This is a genomic window from Chitinispirillales bacterium ANBcel5 (genome assembly GCA_029688955.1).
GTDB lineage: Bacteria > Fibrobacterota > Chitinivibrionia > Chitinivibrionales > Chitinispirillaceae > Cellulosispirillum > Cellulosispirillum alkaliphilum.
This window is the reverse complement of the sequence record JARUKZ010000004.1, coordinates 1-22,305: the sequence shown is the minus strand read 5'-3', so window position 1 is coordinate 22,305 and position 22,305 is coordinate 1. Positions and strand designations below refer to the sequence as shown.

16 protein-coding genes are annotated in these 22,305 nt (G+C 41.8%); 6 read left to right on the top strand and 10 right to left on the bottom strand.

What is annotated here, in order from left to right; all coding sequences use genetic code 11:
* Positions 1-276: 276 nt before the first annotated feature.
* From QA601_03100 to QA601_03085, 4 genes are read left to right on the top strand one after another with little or no spacing between them, the layout of a single operon-like run.
* The gene (locus tag QA601_03100) at positions 277-2,103 is read left to right on the top strand and encodes a hypothetical protein (protein ID MDG5814051.1); all 1,827 of its coding nucleotides are present in this window, start codon (positions 277-279) and stop codon (positions 2,101-2,103) included.
* A complete protein-coding gene (gene dnaE, locus QA601_03095; GenBank protein MDG5814050.1) occupies positions 2,100-5,546 on the top strand; it encodes a DNA polymerase III subunit alpha in 3,447 nt (1,148 codons plus the stop codon). Before QA601_03100 ends, dnaE begins: the two co-directional genes overlap by 4 nt.
* Positions 5,522-6,286 (top strand): lysophospholipid acyltransferase family protein, encoded by a 765-nt coding sequence (locus QA601_03090; GenBank protein ID MDG5814049.1) that lies wholly within the window; start codon positions 5,522-5,524, stop codon positions 6,284-6,286. Before dnaE ends, QA601_03090 begins: the two co-directional genes overlap by 25 nt.
* Complete coding sequence (locus QA601_03085) at positions 6,286-7,179, top strand: lysophospholipid acyltransferase family protein (protein MDG5814048.1); 894 nt, start codon at positions 6,286-6,288, stop codon at positions 7,177-7,179. Before QA601_03090 ends, QA601_03085 begins: the two co-directional genes overlap by 1 nt.
* Here QA601_03085 and asnS read toward each other — a convergent pair.
* Positions 7,176-8,561 (bottom strand): asparagine--tRNA ligase, encoded by a 1,386-nt coding sequence (asnS, locus tag QA601_03080; GenBank protein ID MDG5814047.1) that lies wholly within the window; start codon positions 8,559-8,561, stop codon positions 7,176-7,178. The two genes, QA601_03085 and asnS, sit on opposite strands and share 4 nt — an antisense overlap.
* Before the next feature lie 79 nt (positions 8,562-8,640).
* A complete protein-coding gene (locus tag QA601_03075; GenBank protein MDG5814046.1) occupies positions 8,641-9,168 on the bottom strand; it encodes an adenine phosphoribosyltransferase in 528 nt (175 codons plus the stop codon).
* A gap of 158 nt (positions 9,169-9,326) precedes the next feature.
* Here QA601_03075 and QA601_03070 point away from each other — a divergent pair, with 158 nt between their 5' ends.
* Positions 9,327-10,238: a TRAP transporter TatT component family protein gene (locus tag QA601_03070; GenBank protein ID MDG5814045.1), complete on the top strand. Its 912-nt coding sequence runs from the start codon at positions 9,327-9,329 to the stop codon at positions 10,236-10,238.
* Positions 10,239-10,265: 27 nt separating this feature from the next.
* Here the strand turns inward: QA601_03070 and QA601_03065 are convergent, their stop codons facing one another.
* The 8 genes from QA601_03065 to QA601_03030 all read right to left on the bottom strand — a co-directional run bounded on the left by QA601_03065 (position 10,266) and on the right by QA601_03030 (position 20,123).
* A complete protein-coding gene (locus QA601_03065; GenBank protein ID MDG5814044.1) occupies positions 10,266-11,054 on the bottom strand; it encodes an EFR1 family ferrodoxin in 789 nt (262 codons plus the stop codon).
* Complete coding sequence (gene tsaE / locus QA601_03060; GenBank protein MDG5814043.1) at positions 11,051-11,488, bottom strand: tRNA (adenosine(37)-N6)-threonylcarbamoyltransferase complex ATPase subunit type 1 TsaE; 438 nt, start codon at positions 11,486-11,488, stop codon at positions 11,051-11,053. Before tsaE ends, QA601_03065 begins: the two co-directional genes overlap by 4 nt.
* A gap of 58 nt (positions 11,489-11,546) precedes the next feature.
* The gene (locus QA601_03055) at positions 11,547-13,064 is read right to left on the bottom strand and encodes a response regulator (protein ID MDG5814042.1); all 1,518 of its coding nucleotides are present in this window, start codon (positions 13,062-13,064) and stop codon (positions 11,547-11,549) included.
* A gap of 28 nt (positions 13,065-13,092) precedes the next feature.
* Entirely contained in the window at positions 13,093-14,367 is a 1,275-nt protein-coding gene (gene serS, locus QA601_03050) for a serine--tRNA ligase (protein MDG5814041.1), read from the bottom strand.
* 211 nt (positions 14,368-14,578) lie between these two features.
* Positions 14,579-16,261, bottom strand: coding sequence for an apolipoprotein N-acyltransferase (gene lnt / locus QA601_03045; GenBank protein ID MDG5814040.1), 1,683 nt, complete (start codon positions 16,259-16,261; stop codon positions 14,579-14,581).
* Positions 16,249-19,008, bottom strand: a complete 2,760-nt coding sequence (locus tag QA601_03040) for a PKD domain-containing protein (protein MDG5814039.1) — start codon at positions 19,006-19,008, stop codon at positions 16,249-16,251. Before QA601_03040 ends, lnt begins: the two co-directional genes overlap by 13 nt.
* A gap of 133 nt (positions 19,009-19,141) precedes the next feature.
* Entirely contained in the window at positions 19,142-19,372 is a 231-nt protein-coding gene (locus QA601_03035; protein MDG5814038.1) for a hypothetical protein, read from the bottom strand.
* A 190-nt stretch (positions 19,373-19,562) separates the two neighbouring features.
* The gene (locus QA601_03030) at positions 19,563-20,123 is read right to left on the bottom strand and encodes a hypothetical protein (GenBank protein MDG5814037.1); all 561 of its coding nucleotides are present in this window, start codon (positions 20,121-20,123) and stop codon (positions 19,563-19,565) included.
* A 150-nt stretch (positions 20,124-20,273) separates the two neighbouring features.
* On the opposite strand from QA601_03030, the gene QA601_03025 reads away from it, so the two are divergent.
* Positions 20,274-21,956, top strand: coding sequence for an L-lactate permease (locus QA601_03025; GenBank protein ID MDG5814036.1), 1,683 nt, complete (start codon positions 20,274-20,276; stop codon positions 21,954-21,956).
* The last annotated feature ends 349 nt before the right edge of the window (positions 21,957-22,305 follow it).

Below are 22,305 nucleotides of genomic sequence, written 5' to 3'. Positions count from 1 at the left end.
CCTGTAATTTTAGACTTATAAATGAATTTAAACCAAATTTGCATCTTCAAAATATTATATCCCAAAACCATAGATGACTGTAATAAGCATTTTTCTGAAATATGCAGAAGCTTCAACGGTTACCCTGTACTATTCCAAAATTCAGGCATAATTATGCTCTTTTGCATTGTAGAGAAGCTGTTGGCGCTATGTATATTAGATATACTACTTAGGGCCTGTAAGGGCTTCTGTATGAAAATCCAAATCCGATAATTAAAACGTAGAAAGTGGTCTGTTATGGAAAGGGTTAAAACCCCCGGGGCAGTGCATTTTGTTGAATATGTAAAATTGCTACCACCTAAGTGGGTATTTGAACACTTTATCAGAGAATCGAATGGATCCAGACGCATACTTTCTTCGAGTATGATTGAGGAAGAAGCAGCAAAGTTTATATCCAAAGCCAAATTAACTGAACGTTTTGAGGAGCTTGATGAGGAGCTTAAGCTAAAATGTGCCCTTGCCTATTTAAGTGGAGGTAATGGGATCAATATCAGCGAATATGACGGTATAGACAATCCCCTCGTTCAGTCTTTTCTTGTGTTTGGTGCTAAAGATAATAGCGGAAATATTCGCTACTTTGGTTTCAATGAATTTGAACCATTTTTAAGAACACTGCTTGTAGAAACATTTCTCAAAGCCGCAAAAACCGATGAGCAATCTCACCTTCCCCCCATCCCCTTTTGGCGACCACTTTGTGATTTGACCGCAGTAGCAGGACTTGCGTTCCAGGGCCAAATCACTAAAACAAAAACCGGTGGTCTTTCAAGAAGCGCTCTCAATCAATTAAAGAAAATAACCCACGACAAAACACTATCTGGCAAAAGTGGCCAGGGTGACCCTTCAGCATCAGGATTTCTAATCAGTTTCTGTATAAAGAAATCTTTTCTAACTGATACAGGCGATGAATTCGCTCTTGATAGCAGATGCTTTAAAACCTGGTTAGCCAAACCTTTTAAAGATCAGTTGCGCCAAATGACAGACTATGCTTCAATATACTGCGGGGCTATAAGAGTCGAACTGTTGAAACAAATCTTAACCAAATCAGATGGTTATTGGATATCAAGTTCAGTTTTTTCGGATACTAATCTTAAATTTTTCACTGAGGGTTTAAAAGCATTTCAGGCTATGGGTATGTTGGAGACCCGTAAATCCAATAATGAAATTCAGTTCGCTGTGATCAACCATTTCAATGATGAATCCGAGCAAATAACTCATGAAGGATTTAAAGCTACCCCTATCGTTATAATGCCGGATTTTACCACTATTCTTCCACAGGAAATTCACCCTGCACATTTTTTCCAGTATATGCAGATTGGCAAAGCCACTGATTTTGACAAAGTATATAAAGGGTCTATAGATAAGGATGTTATTTCCAGTGCAATGAGCAAAGGTGTCGAATCTACGACAATACGTGACTGGCTTGTTGAGCACTCAGCACCGACAAACGTAATTTCCACTGTTCAGGAATGGATGAGAGAATTTTTACGCCTTTATGTAAGCTCAAACAGTATTCTTGTTTCCTCCGAAGAGAGAGTAACGGTTCAAATTTCATCATACGAACCACTAAGAAAACATCTGGAACCAGTAAGCGCCCACGCTGTTTTTAGAATACACCCTGGTAGCGAAAATAAGGTAAAAGAAATACTCACATCTCTGGGCTTCGATCCGAGAATGCCAAGTGAAGACGGTGTAAAAATTTCATGCGAAGATCATATCCCGGAGGCACTAAAAGAAAGCCTTAGCATCTGGGAGCCGGTTACAGAAATAGATCAGAAAACCGAACCCCATAAAACCGCTATGAGGGGAACAAAATATGGAGAAGAACTTAAAGAGCTTGAATTAAGTGAGATGACTCATGTCATAGATTATGCAATTTTAACGGGGCAGAGAATAATTATAGATTACGAAGGTAGTCCATATATTAAACCTAACATTTACACTATTTTACCTCTTCAGATACAAAAGGGTACTGAACCAATAATCGAAGCCGAAGTACCCAGAACAAGAACCCGCAAGCAATTTTATCTTCGAAAAATCAGGAAAATCGGAGTTATTTCCAAATGAGTTCAAATTTCGTTTCGCTTCACAACCATACAGAGTACAGTTTTCTGGATGGAGCAATAAAGATAAAAGAGTTGGTAAAGCAGGCCAAAGCTTTTGAAATGCCAGCCTTGGCCATAACAGATCACGGCGGCGTTTTTGGAGCCGTAGAGTTTTTTGAAGCATGTCAAAGCGAAGACATCAAGCCGGTACTTGGATTTGAGGCCTACGTGGCACCAAATTCTCGTAAAGAGAAAACACTTCTTAAGGATGAACGTAATTACTGTCATCTGATTCTTCTGGCCCGTAATAATACGGGTTGGAAAAATCTCATGCGCTTAAGCACGATTGGGTATCTGGAAGGGTTTTATTATAAACCAAGAATCGATATGGAAGTGCTTAGGGAATACAGTGAAGGAATCATTGCAACGAGTGCCTGTGTAGCAGGTGCGATCCCACAGGCTGTTCTTGAAGGCAATTTAGACAAAGCACGAAACCTCATTCATGAGCATCTTTCAATATTTGGAGAGGACAATTTCTACCTCGAACTCCAAAACCATGGTATAGAAGACGAAATTATCGCCAACGAGCAGTTAATCTCACTGGGTAAGGAGATCGGTGTACCGTTCATAGTAGCTAATGACGCGCACTATCTTAGAAAAGAAGATGCTATTTCACACGAAGTGCTCCTCTGCATACAAACCCAAACAACCATGAACGATCCAAACAGATATCGTTTCTCTTCAGATCAAATTTATTTTAAATCGCCTCAGGAAATGGCCCAGCTTTTCCCTGATATCCCTGAGGCTATGTCAAATACTTTGGAAATTGCTCAGCGCTGCGATGTCTCGATAAAGGAAAAACCACAGCTTCCGGTCCCCGATCTACCTAAAGGGTTTGAAAAAGGCGATGAATATCTCGCTGCACTTTCAAGGCAGGGGCTAAAAGAGAAATATGAAAACATTACACCCGAAATTGAAGAGCGGCTGGAGTATGAACTTGAAATAATACGCTCCATGGGATTTCCAGGTTACTTTCTCATTGTTCGTGATTTTGTTTTGGCTGCACAAAAACAGGGAGTTATGGTAGGATGCCGGGGTTCCGCTGCCGGAAGTCTGGTAGCATATGTAACCGGTATTACAAGCGTTGACCCCATAAAATTTGACCTTATATTTGAGCGATTTCTCAATCCAGAACGTGTGTCCATGCCTGATGCTGATATCGACTTTGCCGATAGAGACCGTTATAAGGTTATTGACTATGTGATCGATAAATATGGTAGAGATGCAGTGTGCCAGATTATTAACTTCGGTCGCATGAAAGCGAAAATGGTAGTTAAGGATGTTGCCAGGGCAATGGGCATTCCCGTAGCTGAAGCTAACCGTTTATCATCCCTGGTTAACGAAAAAAATCTGGAAAAATCCCTAGGAGCAAACCCTGATTTAGCTAAAGCAATTGAAAGCAATTCACAATACGGTGAACTTTTCAAGCATGCCTCTGTTCTTGAGGGATTAGCCAGACAGGCTGGTATGCACGCGGGCGGTGTAATCATCGCTCCCGGAGACGTTGTTAAGTGGTCTCCCCTATTTAAACAGCCGGGTTCCGGGGTTGTAATGACACAGTTCGACATGAACTATGTCGAAAAGGTCGGTCTCATAAAGATGGATTTTCTGGGACTTCGGACACTTACGGTACTTCAGGAATCATTGCGTCTTATAAAAAAATACCACGATAGGGACATTGATCTGTGGAACTTATCAGACGGTGACCAGAAGACCTATGAGCTTTTTGGAAGAGGGGAAACCACGGGAGTTTTTCAGTTTGAATCATCGGGTATGCAGGAATATCTCCGTAAGCTTAAACCTACCTGTATTGAAGATCTAATCGCTATGGCTGCTCTTTATCGCCCGGGACCAATGGACAACATCGATACTTTCATTGCCCGTAAACATGGTAAAGAAACCATAAACTATCTGCACCCAATGCTCGAAGAGATTCTTGATGTGACTTATGGAGTCATTATCTATCAGGAGCAGGTGATGCGTATCGCCCAGAACATGGGTGGTTTTTCGCTAGGGCAAGCGGATATACTTCGTAAGGCTATGGGAAAGAAAAATGCTGCAGCTATGGAAGAGATGGGAAAGAAGTTTATTGATGGAGCAAAAAACAAAGGCATTGACCCCAAAACCGCTAAAAGCGTATTCGATTTAATGGCTAAGTTTGCCGAATATGGTTTCAATAAAGCTCATGCCACCGTTTATGCCCATGTTTCTTATCAGGCAGCATACCTAAAAGCCCATTATCCGCTTGAATATATGACCGCTAACCTTACCTCATGGCTCGGTTCTCCTGATGGTTTTTTGACTATGAGAAATGAAGCTAACCGCATGGGCATTAAAATACTCCCACCGGACATAAACAGAAGTGAAGATGAGTGTAGCATAGATAACAGTAATATCCGACTTGGTATGGGAGCAGTTAAAAACGTGGGGAAATCTTCAGAAGCGATAATCACCGCAAGGAAAGACCGAGCTCCTTTTCACTCAATTTTTGACCTCTGTAAGACAGTTGATCTGAGAAGTATCAACAAAAAAAGTCTGGAATCACTTATTTGTGCGGGGGCAATGGATTGCCTTGAAGGAACGAGGGCCCAACTTTCAGAAGCGATTGACAAGGCTATAGATTTTGGAGCCAGTTTTCAAAAGGATAAAATCTCCGGACAAGCGAATCTTTTTGAAGACATGTTCGATAACCAAAATTCAGCAGAAACCATTATACCGGAACCATCTCTTCCTGAAATCAATGATTGGCCTTACAATATCTTACTTCAGAAAGAAAAGGAAATCCTTGGTTTCTATGTCAGTGGTCATCCTCTGGACCGTTATTTTGATGAAATTAAAGGTTTTTCTACAATCTCTCTTGAGCCCGAAAAGTTGGCGGACATAAAGGATGGCAAAAATGCTACTGTAGGCGGTATGATAACTTCCTTTAAGCCTTACACCCAAAAAAATGGTAAACAGATGGCGTTTCTTCAACTCGAAAACCTCGACGGTTCCATTGAATTACTGGTTTTTGGAGATGCTTACGAGAAGTTTCATACTCTACTTGGAACAGACGCAATGGTACTTGTACACGGACAAATCAGTCACAAAAACAGCGATGACAAACCAAAATTAAGAGTTGAAAATTGTATCGCCCTCGACGAAGCCCGTGAAAAACTTACAAGAAGTGTTCACATTAAACTCTCAACCGATTCACTGGAAAAAGAAAAGATTGAAGATATCTGTAATGTCTGTAATCAAACCAGTGGTGAATGTTCATTGATAGTGCATCTTTTGGCAGCATCACAAAATGAATATCACATAAAAGCCGGGAAAATCAAAGTCGCACCAAGTGAGAATCTTTTAAATGAGCTTAAAAAGAAATTAGGAAAGGAAAATGTATGGATTTCAAAGACTGCAGCATAGAAGGAAAAAGTAACCTTTTACATACCTTCCTTTTTGTTACCTGGTGTTTTGTTTTTACTATCCTTTATGGTTTAGCTTGTATTTTTTTAAGCGTTTTCAACAAAAATATAGCCAGGAAGCTTGCCCGTTTATGGAATGTTCAGCTCTTAAAAATCGCTGGAGTCAAAGTACACATTATTGGTAAAGAGAAACTTTCTTCTGATGAGCATTATGTATTTGTCTCAAATCACCAAAGCGCTCTTGATATACCCGTTCTTTACCAACTGTACCACAACGTAAGTTTTATCGCTAAAAAAGAGCTCTTCATGATCCCAATTTTTGGGTGGGGACTCGCGGCTGTTGGACATATCTGGATTGACAGAACCAACGCGCGCAAAGCGCACAACTCTATTAAACGAGCCATCAATCGTTTGCACAAAGAAAAGGTTTCACTTATCCTATTCCCTGAAGGAACCCGAAGCAAATATGGAAGTGTTGGGGAATTTAAAAAAGCAAGTTTTTCACTGGCTCTTCAAGCGAATGTTAAACTTGTTCCTGTGGCGATTATTGACGCTGCCAAAAGATTACCAAAGAGTTCATGCCGTATTGTTCCCGGCAAAGTAACTTTAGCTATTGGAGACCCGATATCCCCATCCGAACTAAAAAATAAAAACAAGGCTGAAATAGCTCTTGAGGTTCGTGAGAGAATTACAAGTATGATTAGCAATAAACAAACGACCCGTCAGACAGAATCGAGTTAATGTTGAATCGTAAGCACCTTACATACAACCTTGAATACATTTTTCTACGTATTGTTCAATCGGCCTTTAAAGCTCTTCCAAGAAGAGTTGCCCTTACAATTGGTTTGCTTTTGGGCACATTTTTATATTTTTCCGGAGCTTACCGTAAAACTGTTAAAAAGAATCTACAGCATACAGGAATCATTCCCGAGAGTGAAATAAAAAAATTCACCTATTCTCTTTACAGAAACATGGGTTTGTATATCACAGATTTTCTGCGTGGGGGTGCTAAAACTCCGCCTTATAACGTTCAAAATTTTGACCTTATTAATGAAAAGTTAAGGAGGGGAAATGGTGTGATTGTATTGCTCGCTCATCTAGGTAACTGGGAAATTCTTGCTGATATATTTGGATCCAAAGTTGGCAATGTAAACGTCGTAGCAAAGCCAATGAAAAATCCAATCGTTGAAAACTGGCTACACAAAAAGAGATGTGGTGCTAATACCAATACAATCTATACTCGCAATGCCTTACGAAAAATGTATGAGGCTCTAATAAAGAACCAATGTGTAGCGATTCTCATTGATCAGCACGTTAGCAAAAAAATGGGAACTCCAGCACCTTTTTTGGGTAAAACAGCCAATACTGTACGCACGGTTGCCGGCCTGATAAAAAAGACCGGGACGCCAGTGGTTGTTGTTCATGGCATAATGACCAAGAATTATAGCTATGACATCCACATACAGGAGATACAACCACCAGATCTAACCGGACTAAGTAATGATGAGGCGATTACTATGTTACAAACCCAACACAATGATGTGCTCTCGGAGCTGATACGAAAATATCCGGAGCACTGGTTCGGGTGGTTTCACAAACGATTCAAAGGCTACATAAATTATAAAGAGTGTTAAAACTGAGCATTTCCCGGGAACCGCGGAAATGGAATCACTTCTCTTATGTTCTGCATACCTGTTACAAGTAGTAACAAACGTTCAAAACCGAGCCCAAAACCTGCATGAGGGGTACTACCGAATCTTCTTAAATCAAGATACCAGCGATACTCTTCTTCATTAAGACCCGATTGACGCATTCTGCTTGAAAGTACCTCATGCCTTTCCTCTCTCTCACTTCCCCCAATTAATTCACCGATTCGGGGAACCAGAAGGTCCATAGCGCCAACGGTTTCATTATCATCATTAAGGCGCATGTAGAAAGCTTTTATCTCTTTTGGATAGTCGTATACAATTACAGGTTTGGAAAACACCTCTTCAGTAAGGAAACGTTCATGTTCTGACTGTAAATCGGCACCCCAAGAAACCGGATATTGAAACTTCGAGTCATTAGACTTAAGAATCTTAACAGCTTCGCTGTAGCTAAGCCTCTCAAAAGGCTGTGCTTTGATATTTTCAAGTGTTGCAATCACACTCTTATCAATGCGATCATTAAAGAACTGAAGATCTTCACCATTGTGCTCCAGTGCATATTGTGCAAGATACCTCACAAACTCCTCTGCCACATCCATATTTTGCATTAATCTGCAAAACGCCATCTCTGGCTCTATCATCCAAAACTCAGCCAGGTGCCTGGCAGTGTTTGAATTTTCTGCTCTAAAGGTAGGTCCGAAAGTATAGATTCTGCTCAATGCAAGAGCATACGCTTCACCTTCAAGTTGTCCACTCACCGTAAGAGATGCTTGCCTGCCGAAAAAATCTTTGGTGTAATCTACTGCGCCGTCTTCTTTACGGGGAGGGTTATCTGGGTCCAGAGTCGATACCCTGAACATCGAACCGGCACCTTCACAATCACTGGTGGTGATAATGGGAGTGTGTACATACACAAAGCCATTTTGTGTGAAAAAGGAGTGCACAGCATTGGAGAGGCTACTTCTTACCCGCGCTACAGCACCAATGGAATTGGTGCGTGGTCTAAGGTGAGCAATCTCCCTTAGAAACTCAAAGGAGTGCCGTTTCTTCTGCAACGGATAATCCTTTGGCGCTAATCCATGAATACTAATCTTTGTAGCCTGAACTTCGTAGCGTTGCCCCTTACCGGGTGACTCAACCAATTTACCTTCAACAGTAACACTACTTCCTGTAGTTATGCGTGCAACATCGTCAGTATAGTTAGGTAGTGTAGTTGGAGCAATAACCTGAAGTCCCGAAAGTGTGGAACCATCATTGATCTCCAAAAATGAAAACTCTTTAGATTCTCGTCGGGTTCTGACCCAGCCGCTAACCTTTACATCAACACCGGCATTAGAAGAAGAGAGTATCTCTTTTATTAACTTATCCATAAATTTGCATCCATAGAAATCTTTAATTTTAATGTTAAGAGCAAATGATACCACAACGAAAGTATCAGCAAATCAGAACTTAGCACTCCTCAGAGTTATATTCAATAAGTGTTTTGGGGCGATACTTTCCGATTTTTTCCTTGTAGTTAAGAAACGGCAGCCCAATAATCGAGAAAATTCCCGCCACATTCGCTCCAACCGTTTCTATCATCGAGCTCACTGCTTCAAGCGTTCCGCCAGTGGCAATTAAATCATCGATTATTAACCAATTTTTCCCAGGTATAAGGTCTGCTTCATGTATCTCCAAAGTTGCGGAGCCATATTCAAGAAGATAACTTTGTGAAATTGTTTTCCCTGGCAGTTTGCCTTTTTTGCGTGCAAGCACAAGAGGAACTTTATTGGTATATGCAAAACAAGACCCCAGAAGAAATCCCCGACTCTCAATCGATATAACACCATCAACCTGCTTATCCTTATAACTCTCAAGCATAGTGTCTACTACATACTTAAATGCTGTAGGTTCAAGAAAAATGCTTGTAACATCATAAAAAAGGATCCCTGGTTTGGGAAAATCGGGTACTTTTCTTATAACTTTATCAAGATCCATTCTGCATGCCTCCCCAAAAAGTGAAATTAAAGATTCGCTTTTTATCCTAAGGCGATAAAATATGTTTTTTTCAAACGGCTTGAAGTAATTTTTATAGTGATCTTTAGATTTTTTTACTTAAAAACAGCAATTTTAACCCTTTTATTACGATTTGAGCCATGAAAATAATCTTTTTTATCTCTGTTATGCTTATTGCTTTTATGTTTGGTTGTTCCCCACGCCAGATGATGCTTAGAAATATCAGCGATAATCTCGCAAAGGAATCAACGGTATTCACTGGTGATGATGATCCTCAATTGGTTAGAGATGCCCTGCCATTCACCATCAAGTTTCATGAAATATTGTTAAATCAGGACAACAAAAACCCGCAGCTACACTTATCAACCGGCAAATTGTTTATTCTTAATGCACAGGTTTTCTTAATGATGCAGGCGGACACTATGAGTAGCGACCCCATACAGGCTAACGCGCTGCGCCAGCGAGCCAAAAGCCACTTTCTCAGAGGCAGAGATTATATCTTAAACGGGCTCGATCTGATTCATCCCGGAATAAAAGCTGAAATACGAAGCGGGTCAGTCGATTCAGCGCTGAGCAGAGTTTCTCTTGCCGACACCTCCTATCTTTATTGGGCATCCGCAGCGTGGCTTGGAGCGGTTAATGCAGACAGAAGAGATTTTGCCCTGGGTCTTACAGCCAGACGCCCTCTGTCGATGCTACAGAAAACAGTTGAGCTCAAAAGTAATTTTGGTAACGGTTCGGCTCATGAAGCGCTGAGTATCTACCTTGCATCCGCACCTTCATCCCTTGGCGGTGATAAAGAAAAAGCAAACTATCACTTCCAGAAAGCCCTTCAATACTCTTCAAACAACAGGGCGTCTACCTTTGTAACTGGTGCAAAATCATTTGCACTGCAGAACAACGATAAATCCCGGTTTTCAGAACTGCTCTCACAAGCCATAAACATTGATCCAGCAAAAGACAGTACCCAAACACTTTTAAATACTGTGTACCGGGATTATGCTAAATGGCTGCTTGATAATAAAGGGAAGTTGTTTAAGGAAGACGAATAACTCTGAAAAGGCTGAGGGATATTAATTTTAGCTAACAAACTTCTGAGCTTCAATCTCCTCTGCACTGCAATTTGGATTTGTGTAACCACTCTTGTCTGTTATTTTCAAAGATCCAAATCTGATAGCACGATTTGGACACCAATGAATACAGGCAAAACAGTATACACATCCTTTTTTCCACACAGGTTCCCCATCAGTGTAACTGATACACTCTACCGGGCATAGCCGTTTACATAACCCACAGTTGATACATTGCTGAGCTAGTACCCTTTTTTTGTTTACACCAAAAAGATGGAATATTGATTTAGTAATCTCAGGTAAAAAGAAAGTTGGTGTATCACGTTTTACAGACTTTTCCTTTTTCACCCTCAGAGAAGCAATTACTTCATTGAGTCGGTGATCGAAGTCCTGAAGCATTTTGTGTATTTTTTCTTTTTTGGTATAAAAAACGATACTGTTATCAGGCATGTAAACAATATGTGCAGAGTTTAGTTTTGCCCCATTTTTTTCTATCATTTTGTGTAGAGTAGAGAGTGAAAAGCCAGGAAGAGCCCCACAGTGTACTATTGAAAAAACGAATGTATCAGGATGAATCTCAAGCTTAGAAACAAACTCTTTTACAAAATGTGGTATGTCGAGGAAATAAACCGGCACTACTAACCCCAGCATATCGCACTCAACCCTGATTTTCTGTTCTGACTGAAACGAAGCCATTCCCCTAATCTCAGCTCCAAGCTCAGCTTCAAGTCTTTTGGTAATTTGAACGCTGTTTCCTGTTCCGGTTAAATAGTACACCTGACATATAGCACTACTCACGATACGTTCTCCAGGTTAAAATCAAAATCACTCTTTAATATACGCTCATTCTCCCCGGATTCCTCGATACGAATGGTTTTTGCTTCACAGGGAAGTGAATCCTTAAACATATTCCCCCACTCTATCAAACACACCCCTTCAGAATCAACATACTCCATAAAACCTATGGTATCAAGCTCAAAAGGATCTGCTAACCTGTAAAAATCAAAATGGTAAACCGGCAGCTTAGAAGTTTCATACGTATTTACTATAGAAAAGGTAGGACTGCGAACATATGCGTCGGGTGAAAGAGCATGTACAAAACCTCTGACCAATTCAGTCTTACCACAACCAAGATCCCCTTCAAGAGAAAATACATCTCCCGGTGTTGCATATAACGCTAACTTTTCACCTATAGCTCGTGTTTCAATAATTGATTTTGTAAGCAGGATCATTACCTATACCTTTTTAATCTTTTTATCACGGTGTACTACTGACGTCTCACTACACACCCTATTTGGGGCTGCATATATATAATGGCATAATCATCTCCTCCATCGAAATACCCCCTTGCTGAAAACTGAACCTGCTTTGCTGAAGTGACATCTCAAACTTACCAGGTTTAGTGAAACAAAAGTTTTCACGGGCAATAAGCCATTTACATTGAGGTGAAGTGTTTGGAAGAGCATACTGCTCAGGTTCAGAAATATACAAAGCATTCCTTTCATCTGAGCTTATCCGTTCTCCGGTAAAATACCTCCTGTTTTCCGGTAGTTCATCTGTACCATAGATTTCAGTACACCTGGTACTATAAACATGTCCATGATCGGAGGTTAGTATTACTTCTCTGCTTTCATTGGATATACCTTTAATAAAATCAACGATAGATGACTGTGCTACCCATTCACAGGTTTGTTCTCTAAGTGTAGAATCATCTTCAAAAGTTTTTGAGGTCCCTTTATTTGATTTAAGATGCTCCATAATATCAGAAGTAATCACAATAAAAGACCGGGTATCTCTATTCACTTGCGAAATCAAACTGCTGTAATTATTCTTCCCGGAAGCATCAATATGTTTTGCGGCCGGTTCGCAATCGCAGTGTTTTTTTAACCCCAGCTTAAGGGAATCCATAACAGATGAACCCATGCAGGCTGCAGAGTGCTCAGCAGGTAACAGGCCGCTTAAAAGCGAACGATGTGAATACTGAAAAGAAGAAGGTAAAACTGAGAAAAAGTATCTTTTTTTATAGGACAAGGCCTTCTTTAACCAAGATTCCATCAAAACAAACTGATCCATTCTCATACCACTTAAAACAATCAGTATTACCTGTTGCTTTTTTATAAGCTTTGGAACAACAACTTTCTTCATTACATCATTTGACAAGAGTGGTTTTTTGGAACACCCACTGACCCAACGAACATACTGCTCTGATACAAAGTTACTAAAATGCATATTACAGTCAGATACCTGCCCTGCATGCATTTGTCGCAGCTCCTCATTGTCCACCTTATCCAGTTTAATACTCCACCTGTTAAGAGACTGGTACAGCTTAATATATCCCGCATAATCCAATGATGATGCCGAGAGCAAATTCTTAATTTGAGTGTAATCCCTTAAGAACGTTTCCACAATATGCCTGGTATCAGTTTCTTTTTTGTCGAAAAGGTTTTTTAATACTGATAACAACCGAGAACAACCGACAGGTTTTGTAACAAAAGCACTAATTTTGGTCTCTAAGGACCTTGCTATTTCTTTTTTATCAGTAGCCCTGTTTATTAGCAATACTACAGGTGTGGTGAATGAGATTTTTTTTATTTCTGAATGAGTAGCAAGTCCGTCTTTACCAGGCATCAATTTATCAATAAAAACGATGTCAAAAAAATCTGGATCATTTTTGATTTTTTCAATCGCATCGTCTCCATTGAATGCCGGAATAACATAGTACCCACGAGTTTCAAGATAGCTAATATGAGCTCTGAAAAACTCAATCTCATCATCTACCCATAAAATTTTTTTTCTTGATGTAGACATAGAGTCTCCATTTTCACCCGAAATTTATTCAGGAGGTAATTTCAGTCAACCCACGCATATAAGGCTGGAGTACGGGTGGGATACGAACAGAACCTTCTTTGGTTTGATATGTCTCAAGCAATGCCACAATTATTCTTGCAGTCGCAAGCCCACTACCATTTATAGTATGTACAAATGCTGGTCGCTTTTCACCTTCAGGTCTGTAGCGAATATTCATTCTTCTGGCCTGAAAATCTTCAAAATTGCTACATGAAGACACTTCCAGGAATTTTCCTTCTGCAGGAGCCCACACCTCCAGATCATAACACTTAGCGCCGGCAAAAGACAGATCAGCATCACAAAGCTCAAGGACTCTGTATTTTAAGCCAAGTTTCTGAAGTATCATTTCTGCATCTTTGCGAAGCGCCTCATGCTCAACGGCAGATTTTTGCGGTTCAACAATCTTTACCAACTCAACTTTATTAAACTGATGAACACGGAGATACCCTTTCGTGTCCTTACCGTAAGAACCCGCCTCCCGTCTGAAACATGCGCTGTAGGCACAGTATTTAATGGGAAGCTGAGAAGGACTAAGTATTTCAGCTCTGTGAAGATTTGTTACCGGAACTTCTGCGGTGGGAATACAGAAAAGGTCATCTGCTCCAATATAGTACATCTGCTCTTCGTTTTTTGGAAGCTGCCCAACACCAAAATGGCTCTCCCTATTTGCCAAAAAAGGCGGAAAAATCTCATGATATCCATTTTCTGCTGCATGTGTATCGAGGAAAAAGTTTAACAGAGCACGCTCAAGCATCGCCCCCGCACCTTTAAGAACCGGAAATCCTGCCCCCGTAACTTTAGCCCCCCTGGTGAAATCAATAATGTCGAGTGATGTGCCAAGTTCCAGGTGATCTTTGAGCTTAAAATCATACTCACCACTCTCTCCCCACTCAGACACAACAACATTGTCCTCCTCGCTTTTCCCCTTCGGAACGGAATCCTGAGGCACATTGGGAACACGGATAAGCAACTGATGAAGCTCGTCGTTAATTTCTGAAAGCGATTCATCCATTTTCTTTATCGTTTCAGAGACTTCCTTCATCTCTGCAATCAATGAAGATGCGTCTTTTTTCTGCTTCTTCAGTGCTGATATCTCCTGTGAACGAGTGTTTCGTAAGCTTTTAAGACGTTCTACTTCCCCAATAACTTCCCGGCGCCTGTTATCGAGCTCAATAATTGCAGGTATATCTACAGGGTCTTTCTTTCTTACTGCAGCCTGCGCTATCTGTTCAGGGTTCTCTCTTATGCGCTGGATATCTAACATCGAACGGACTCCTCCAATTTTTGTAGGACATTTTTTATCAAATCTCTAACTCTATCACTCTCAGAATAATGGAATAATATAAATAATAGTTTCTTCTTTTTATAATGTGAATAGGAGCCCTACGGCAGAAAAACACCATTTTTACTAGTTTAGAGAGTGAGATTGGACCTGTTCAGGCCATAATAGCCATGTTACGGTTTTGAAGCGTACGCTATCTGACAACTCGATTTTCGCTGGTTTTTTTTCGGTTATGAGGTTTTTTGAGGTCTCTACAATCTTCACTGCTATTTTTACTTCTAACTTTGGTATAAAAAATGCCAAGAACACCCGATACAACTAACAGAAAAGAAAAGACCACAACCCAATCTCCAAAGCGGGAATAGAGTGTAGGTAGTCGCTTTAGAGGCAGATTGCCCGTTAGAATAACTCTTTCATACAATGGGCTTTTCTGAAGGATACGCCCGTGTGGATCGACATTCATACTGATGCCGGAGTTAGCAGATCTGGCTAAAGATATACCATTTTCAATTGAACGCATCTGTGCCATTGAAGCGTGCTGAAAGGGTCCGGAAGAACGTCCAAACCACCCGTCATTGGTGACATTAATGAGCATATTAGTCGTTTCATCAAGTCTGTTTCGTACAAAGCCGGGATAAATAATTTCATAGCAAATAAAAGGAGCTCCATTTATCCTGTCATCAATGTGGAATATGGTTTCCTCCTTCCCTCTTTTGAAACCAGCCCCCCCCAGATTAACTCTGGAAAGAATAGGGAAATTCGCCTCAAATGGCATAGCTTCGCTAAAAGGCACCAGTTTGATCTTATGATAGGGTATTAGCTCTGCTTCATCCGGTTCAACCAGAAAAACCGAATTATACACATTAAAACGTCTTCCCGCGCTCTCACCCTCCTGGGCCTCATCCCAGTGAAGCGCCCCTACTACAAGTGGTACACCGGATTGCGAAACCCACTTTTGCACTCGTCTGCGCCGCTCCAATTGCCTTTCAAGGTAACAAAGCAAAGCGCTTTCGGGCAAAATCATCAAATCTGGCTTACTTTCAGCCATAGTTTCTGAAATCATTTCCTCAGTAACGGTAAAAGCTGTGTCAATAGAGTTACCAGTCCAGTTAAACTGGTCCATATAGCTTTGAAGCAACGCTACCTTTACTTCCCCTTCACCGTCTAATTCGGAGCCCATTCTGCCCCAGCCCCAAATGCTGGCCACTAAAACGATTACAGCCCAAGCGGAGAAGTGTAGTTTATTTCCCCTGTTTAATGAGCCCCTGGTGTAGTAAGATTTCAGCAGCTCATAAATCAGCATGTTACCGATAACAATAAGATAGGTAAGCCCCCAGACTCCGGTAATCGAAGCTAACTGCGCCAGGGGAAGAAAACCTGTTAAGGAGTATCCAAGGAAAGCCCAGGGAAAAGAGATATCGGTAAGTGTGCGAAAATAATCAATTAGAATCCACGCGGCAGGAAACGCCAACAAGGAAAAGCGTGGTACATTAAAGTAGAAAAACCGAAACATCAATGCAGCACACAAGTAAAAGAGAGCTACTGCAGCCGATACCAAAAACATTCCCACAAAAATTAGAATCCAAAGGCCGTCTGCGGTCACAAACCCTATCCAATAAAACTGGCCCAGGCAAAGTGAAAAGGAGAATAGAAAGGTGTGAAACAGGGCTCTTTTTAAGGGCGTTCTGGTAACCAGAAAAAAGAGCGGAATAAGTGCTACAACTGAAATAAGAGGAAAGAACGTGAATGCAGGATGCAGTTCACTGTTAAAGGGCGGTAATGCAAGGGGATACATTAACCCACTCAGTAACGCTAACCACCACCTGTTTCCACTCTCATAAAATTGAACTATTTTTCTTACTATTACTTGCAACATCTAAATCCAGTGTAGAAGTACGATTGATCTTTTTTCAGTTTCAGTTTTGAATCACAGCGACTATCTCTTTGGCCACTCTGATAGAATCCCCCATATACCGCAGCCTCATAGTTATCTTCTGAAGCCGTCCACTCTGCTGCATTTCCACTCATATCAAACACACCGGCCCTTCCCACACAATCACGAAAATAGCCAGAGGGGGCAAGTTCATTTTCTGAACGCGGATTGCCCAGAGTGTTGCAGCGGTCTACATCATACCTTCTTCCATAGGGATAGGCCTGTCTCTGATTTGCACTGTTGCAGGCTGTTTCCCATTCTACAGGAGTACAAAGCCTCTTTCCTATCTCTTCACAAGCATCACTTGCCTGCTTGTAAGTCATTCCAACCTCGGGAAGAGTACCTCTGGTATTGGGCCACTCGTATCGGTCTATGCAGTATTTCCCCTCTTCAACAAGCTCCATATCATCTGGACAAATTACTATTAGTACTGTGTCGAGTGCAACTGCACCGTATATATCGGTAACTTTAAACACTGCCCGGGAATACTCCTGAAACCGATGAACAACCTCTCCACTCTCCTTTGAATACCAGTCAAAATCGCCATTACCATCAAAATCCCACTCATATTTTTCGATCGGAGCATCGGTTTTTGTGGCGTTGCCCCTTAGTCTTACTCTGCGCCCTGACCTTGAAGTAACATCCTCCCCGGCATCAGCTTGTGGTGGTCTGTGAGCGATACTGACCAGAGCAGTGTCACTGAGCAATGAACCGTCGCTTAACTCTGCACTAAACACAGCTTTATAATCACCGCTGCTACTAAAAATATGCTCTGCCACGGTTCCATCTGTACCGGAAAAATCATTTTCCCCATTTCCGTCAAAATCCCAATATACAGAGACGATTTCTCCAAACGTAGTTTGAACATCTCCCTTGAATGTAACAGGGTGATGCACGCGCCCGTTATAGGGACCTCCTGCGCTAATCTCTGCAGGAGTATTTACGATTTGGATCTGAGTTTGTTGTGAGACCTGCTCACCAGTATAGCTTAGCACAAAGCATTCCACACTGTACTCTCCTGCATAGGGCAATAACAGTTCAAGTTCGGGATTCTCAGTTGCTTTCTCTATATTTACAGTATCGCTACTAAAGATCCACTTATAGTTTTCGATATCGTTTCCCGCCTGCGAAACAACACATCTGAATTGGATATTCTGCCCCGCATAGGCACTATCAGGCCCTTCAATTTCCTTAATACTGAGAGGCGGGTCTATAGAAATCGCAGCAGTAGCACTATCTGTAATACCATTCCTATCACGTACTTCAACTGTTACCCTATGGAGACCCGGGGTTTTAAAAGTACGAGTTACCTCTAAACGGTCTGAGAAATCGCCCTCAACAGGGTAATCCCATGAACCATCACCATTTAAATCCCACCGGGCGACCAACTGCTCACCGGTGCGGCTGCTATTTCCTGCATCAAAAGTGAATTCAGTTCCCACCCTTCCCGTTTTCGGAGTAATCTTTAGGCTGGCAACAGGGGGCTTGTTTATCATAATTGAGTTGTGTGCAGTATAGGTTAGCCCTTCATCCCCTGCCATCTCAACGGTTATTCTTACTTCTCCCTCATTCTCAAAGGTCTTTTCAAAACTGGATTCAGAGCCAAAGTCCCCCCCATGAGGCATATCAAAAGCTCCATCCCCGTTGGTATCGAACCGAAACTGGTAATTACTTACATCTAAACCTTCCGGCACTGGTGAAGCGCTAATTTTAACACGATCGTTACGTTGAGCAACGGAAGGCATGCTCAGATTCACCCCCGTTGCTGTCGCATCTTCTTCGCTCTCTTTTACCCTGAGAGTATACTCAATGTGATTGGAAAGCCCGTTTTCTTCCTCCGCTGCTAACTTTACCGAAAATGCTCCCGGTTCTTGTGGTTTAAATGTCAAAACTCCGTTTTCAGGACCTATTTTCATTCCCTGGGGACCCTCCAAAATGCTATAGGTCACCTCTTCTCCACTTATGCTTTTAGCAAGCAAAGTGTCCCTCAATTGCTCACCCTGAGTTATGCTTTTCACCGGCTTAGTCACCCACTGCGGGGGCTGATTATGCTCTTCTGTGGTAGCAAAGAAGCACTCTTTGAGGGAGGAACTAACCGTTTTCTCTCCCACCCACCTTTTAAGGTGTTCGATTTCATCTGAAGTTATACTTTGGGAAGACAGGTCTGTACCCATATAAAAAACAACGGTGCTACAGGCCCCTAAACTACCCCTCTGCCTGCTCTCAATGGATAGTGTTCCGGAGAGAACCGTAAGACTACTTTTTTTTGTCTCCGTTTCGGTGAAAAGGGAGAAGTCAGCTTCTTCAGCTCTGAGTGCCAAGTCGTCTGTCTTACAATAAATAGCCTCTGCTGAATCAGGTGATGTGGCATACAGTTCACCTTCAGACAAATGAAGGTTCAACTTTCCGGTCTCATGTTCTCCTATGGCTACTATTGCAGGTCCGTTGAGATACAAAACACTTCCTTCGGTGCTCTCTATTTTTATTTTTGCTTCCTGCTTGAGCATCAACGTATCGTTTTCTTTAAGCCACTGAGATGAAAAGGGTTCGTTTTCAGTTCCGGAGCGAATTAATGTAACATCTCCTATCACTACCTGTACCTGTAGAAATCGTGCCTCAAACAAAGAGCATGATAAAAGAATACTTATAAAACAGAGTGACAGGCCAAAAGCATTACTCGGTTTTTTCATTTTTGCCAAAACCTTTCAAAAAAAGAACATTTTCCCAGAATTAATTTTTAATTGTATAGCTTTTTCTAAGGTAAGGTCAATGTTTTAAATCAGATAATTGGAAGGTAGGATAGAAGTGCGTTGGGGAGGTGAATTAAAGAGAAGTGTCCACTGCCTTGGCAAAAGAGTGACTTAGATCATTAAGGACCTTTTCCGAATTATAAAAACCTCTGCTGATTTTGTGTTTAATTAGTCTTAGCTGCTCAGTACGGTCAGAGTAGGTATCGACACTATCCTTTTCAGCCGATGCAGTAGTATCGAAATTTCCCTTCTCCGTTTCCACCACAGCATATTTAAAGGCCTCATTGGCATGTTTGTTCAACATATTTGCAATCCCTGCTAAAGTATTTTTCCATCCTGGCCGATACACAAGTATGAGAAATTGCCGTTTCTCCTACTCCTAAAGACGGAAGCTATTTTGCTTTCGTCTTTTTTTTTAACCGATCTGCTCTGGGCAGACCGGTATATCTCCTTTATTCATTTCGGCAGATTTATTCTTAACTTTAGTTTTATTTTTAAAATAAAACCCCCAGCCTCAGACTGTAGACGTGTGGAAAACCCGGGTCGATTTCGTTGAGCATAAGGTGAAGTTTACCGTGCAGATCAAACTGCAAAGAAGCATTTCTAAAAATGATAAGGCCGGCTTGTGTACTTACAGTTAACCCAAACACATTTTCTTCTGCTCCTCTTGCAAATCCCCCACCCAGTCCGATTCCAAAATAGGGAGCCAGAAACGCATCTGCTAAAAAGATATCGACTCCAAGTTCAAAGTTACTAAAAACCGCATCGGTAACGTCGGTTGTAAGCTCCAGCAAAAACCTACCATTAACATAAGGGTTGATTATCAACATACTTCCATAATAAGCACTTACAGCAAGATTGTCGCTATCAAGACTTCCCAGTCCTGCTGGCCCCACACCCACAGTATTAAACACCCGCTGTGGTTCCTCTTCCTCTTCTTCATCATTATTTTCCTGAATTATCTTTGATCTGTCTTCATTTTGGCTATCTGTCTGCGATGAATACACAGAAGCAAACAAACAAACGATTAGAATAAATACCATCTTTATGTGCATATCCCTCTCCAATTCCTTTATACTCCCCTGGGACTGTAAGTTTTATAAATGTTAAGAGCAACGGACAGGCCATAGTTGTTTAACCTGAAGGTGGAACGATTATTGTAGGTGAAAAGGTAATCATTTGATCTTTAAAGAGGGATATTACACATGCTGCCATTTCTTGCCATTTTTCCGATATTTTTGGTTGGTATACTGATGATCGTCTTTATGTGGCCTTCTGCACGGGCAATGCCACTGGGGTGGGTTGCAGCTGCAATAATTGCCTTTTTTTTCTGGGATATGCCTCCCCTGTGGCTTATCGCGGCGACCATTGGTGGCCTGATAAATACAATAGATATACTGTTTATTGTATTTGGAGCTATTCTGATACTCCAGATAATGCGAAAAAGTGGTGGCATAGGTGGGATATCGCACTCAATGGCCCAAATTTCAAACGACCGAAGAGTTCAGTTAATTATCATAGCCTGGCTTATGGGTTCATTTCTCGAGGGGGCAGCAGGGTTTGGTACCCCGGCCGCGGTAGCCGCTCCGCTTTTGGTTGGATTGGGGTTTCCGCCTCTTATTGCTGCTGGTGCCACTCTTATGGCAGACACAACACCAGTGACCTTTGGAGCTGTCGGTGTTCCAATTTGGGGCGGCCTTGCAGCTCTGGAGGAAGTAGCAGAGTGGCCCATTTTGATTAATGGACAAGCAGTCCCTTTTACCCAATTTCTGTTCAATGTAGGGGCTTTTTCTGCCATACTACACTTTCTTATTGGTTCCTTTATGCCCCTGGCCCTCGTTTCATTGATGACCAAAGTGATAGGGGGATCATTCAGAGCTGGCCTAAGAGTGTGGCCAATAGCACTGTTTGGAGGCCTTGTATTTACCATTCCGCAGGTATTGATCGCAAACTTTGTGGGTCCGGAGCTACCAACACTCCTTGGGTCACTTATTGGAATGGTGATCTTTATCCCTGCAGTGAAACACGGTTTCCTGATGCCCAAAGATCAATGGAAATTCCCTCCTCATGAAAACTGGAAACAAAGCTGGGAAGGGGATCTTAAAGCCGGGCGAGGTGAACCGCAGGCTCCCAGAATAGGCCCGGTAAAGGCCTGGACCCCTTATATACTCATCGGAATTATACTACTGTTGGCACGGGTACCTTTTTTCCAGCTTACCCCTGTACTACGAGCCTGGAGTATTGGCTGGGAGCAGATTTTTGGAACTACTGTGAGCCGCAATGTGGAGCCACTGTATAATCCTGGCATATTCCCCTTTTTAGTTATCGCGCTTATCATTCCCCTTATCCATAAACTTCCCTACCGGGAAGCGCTTAGTGCCGTAAAAGAAACCGTTCAAATGATTATACCAGCATCTATCGCGCTCTTCTTTACTCTGGGAATGGTGTACATTCTTATGTACTCAGGGGACGCCACCCAGAGAGATTCCATGCTCATTGTAGTAGCACAGGCTGCGGCACAGTACACCGGCTCGGCATGGTATCTGGTCGCCCCCTTTGTTGGAATACTTGGAACATTTATATCCGGCAGCGCTACTGTTTCAAATATCATGTTTAGCCCCTTTCAATTCTCAACGGCGGTTGAGGCGCAGTTGAATCTTGTTTCGGTGCTTTCGTTACAGTCTGTGGGAGCAGCTGTGGGAAATATGATCTGTATTCATAATGTCGTCGCAGCTCTTACCACCGTTGGCCTTATTGGAAGGGAAGGCATAATCATTAAGGAAAATCTTGGAGTGTGTATTTTGTATGGACTACTTGCCGGAATAATCGCCTGGTTACTACTGCTCTTTCTTCCAGCCGACCTTGCATTTATACCTCTGCGCCTATGAGTTGCATGGCGATGACATTTTCTTATACCGAAGTACCCGCCGGTGGGTCTCAAAGAAGACAGGAACACAGCGATCGATTTATAAACGATACACAGGTGATATGACTTGAGTTTCTTCCAGGCGATCCAAAACGGCAGCACATTATCCGCATGTTACCCATAAGGTTTTTTTTCAAAGATAAAACCTCCTCTGTTCTTATGAGGCCTCCTTCTATCATGTATGAATTGATTTTTTGAGACACTTATTTACTATTCTGAATGGATTCTAATTTGACTCATACGTGACTGAACAGTCGAAAACAGAGTCCAAATTACTTAGCATTGTGAATTAGAGATGAAAAAACAGGTTG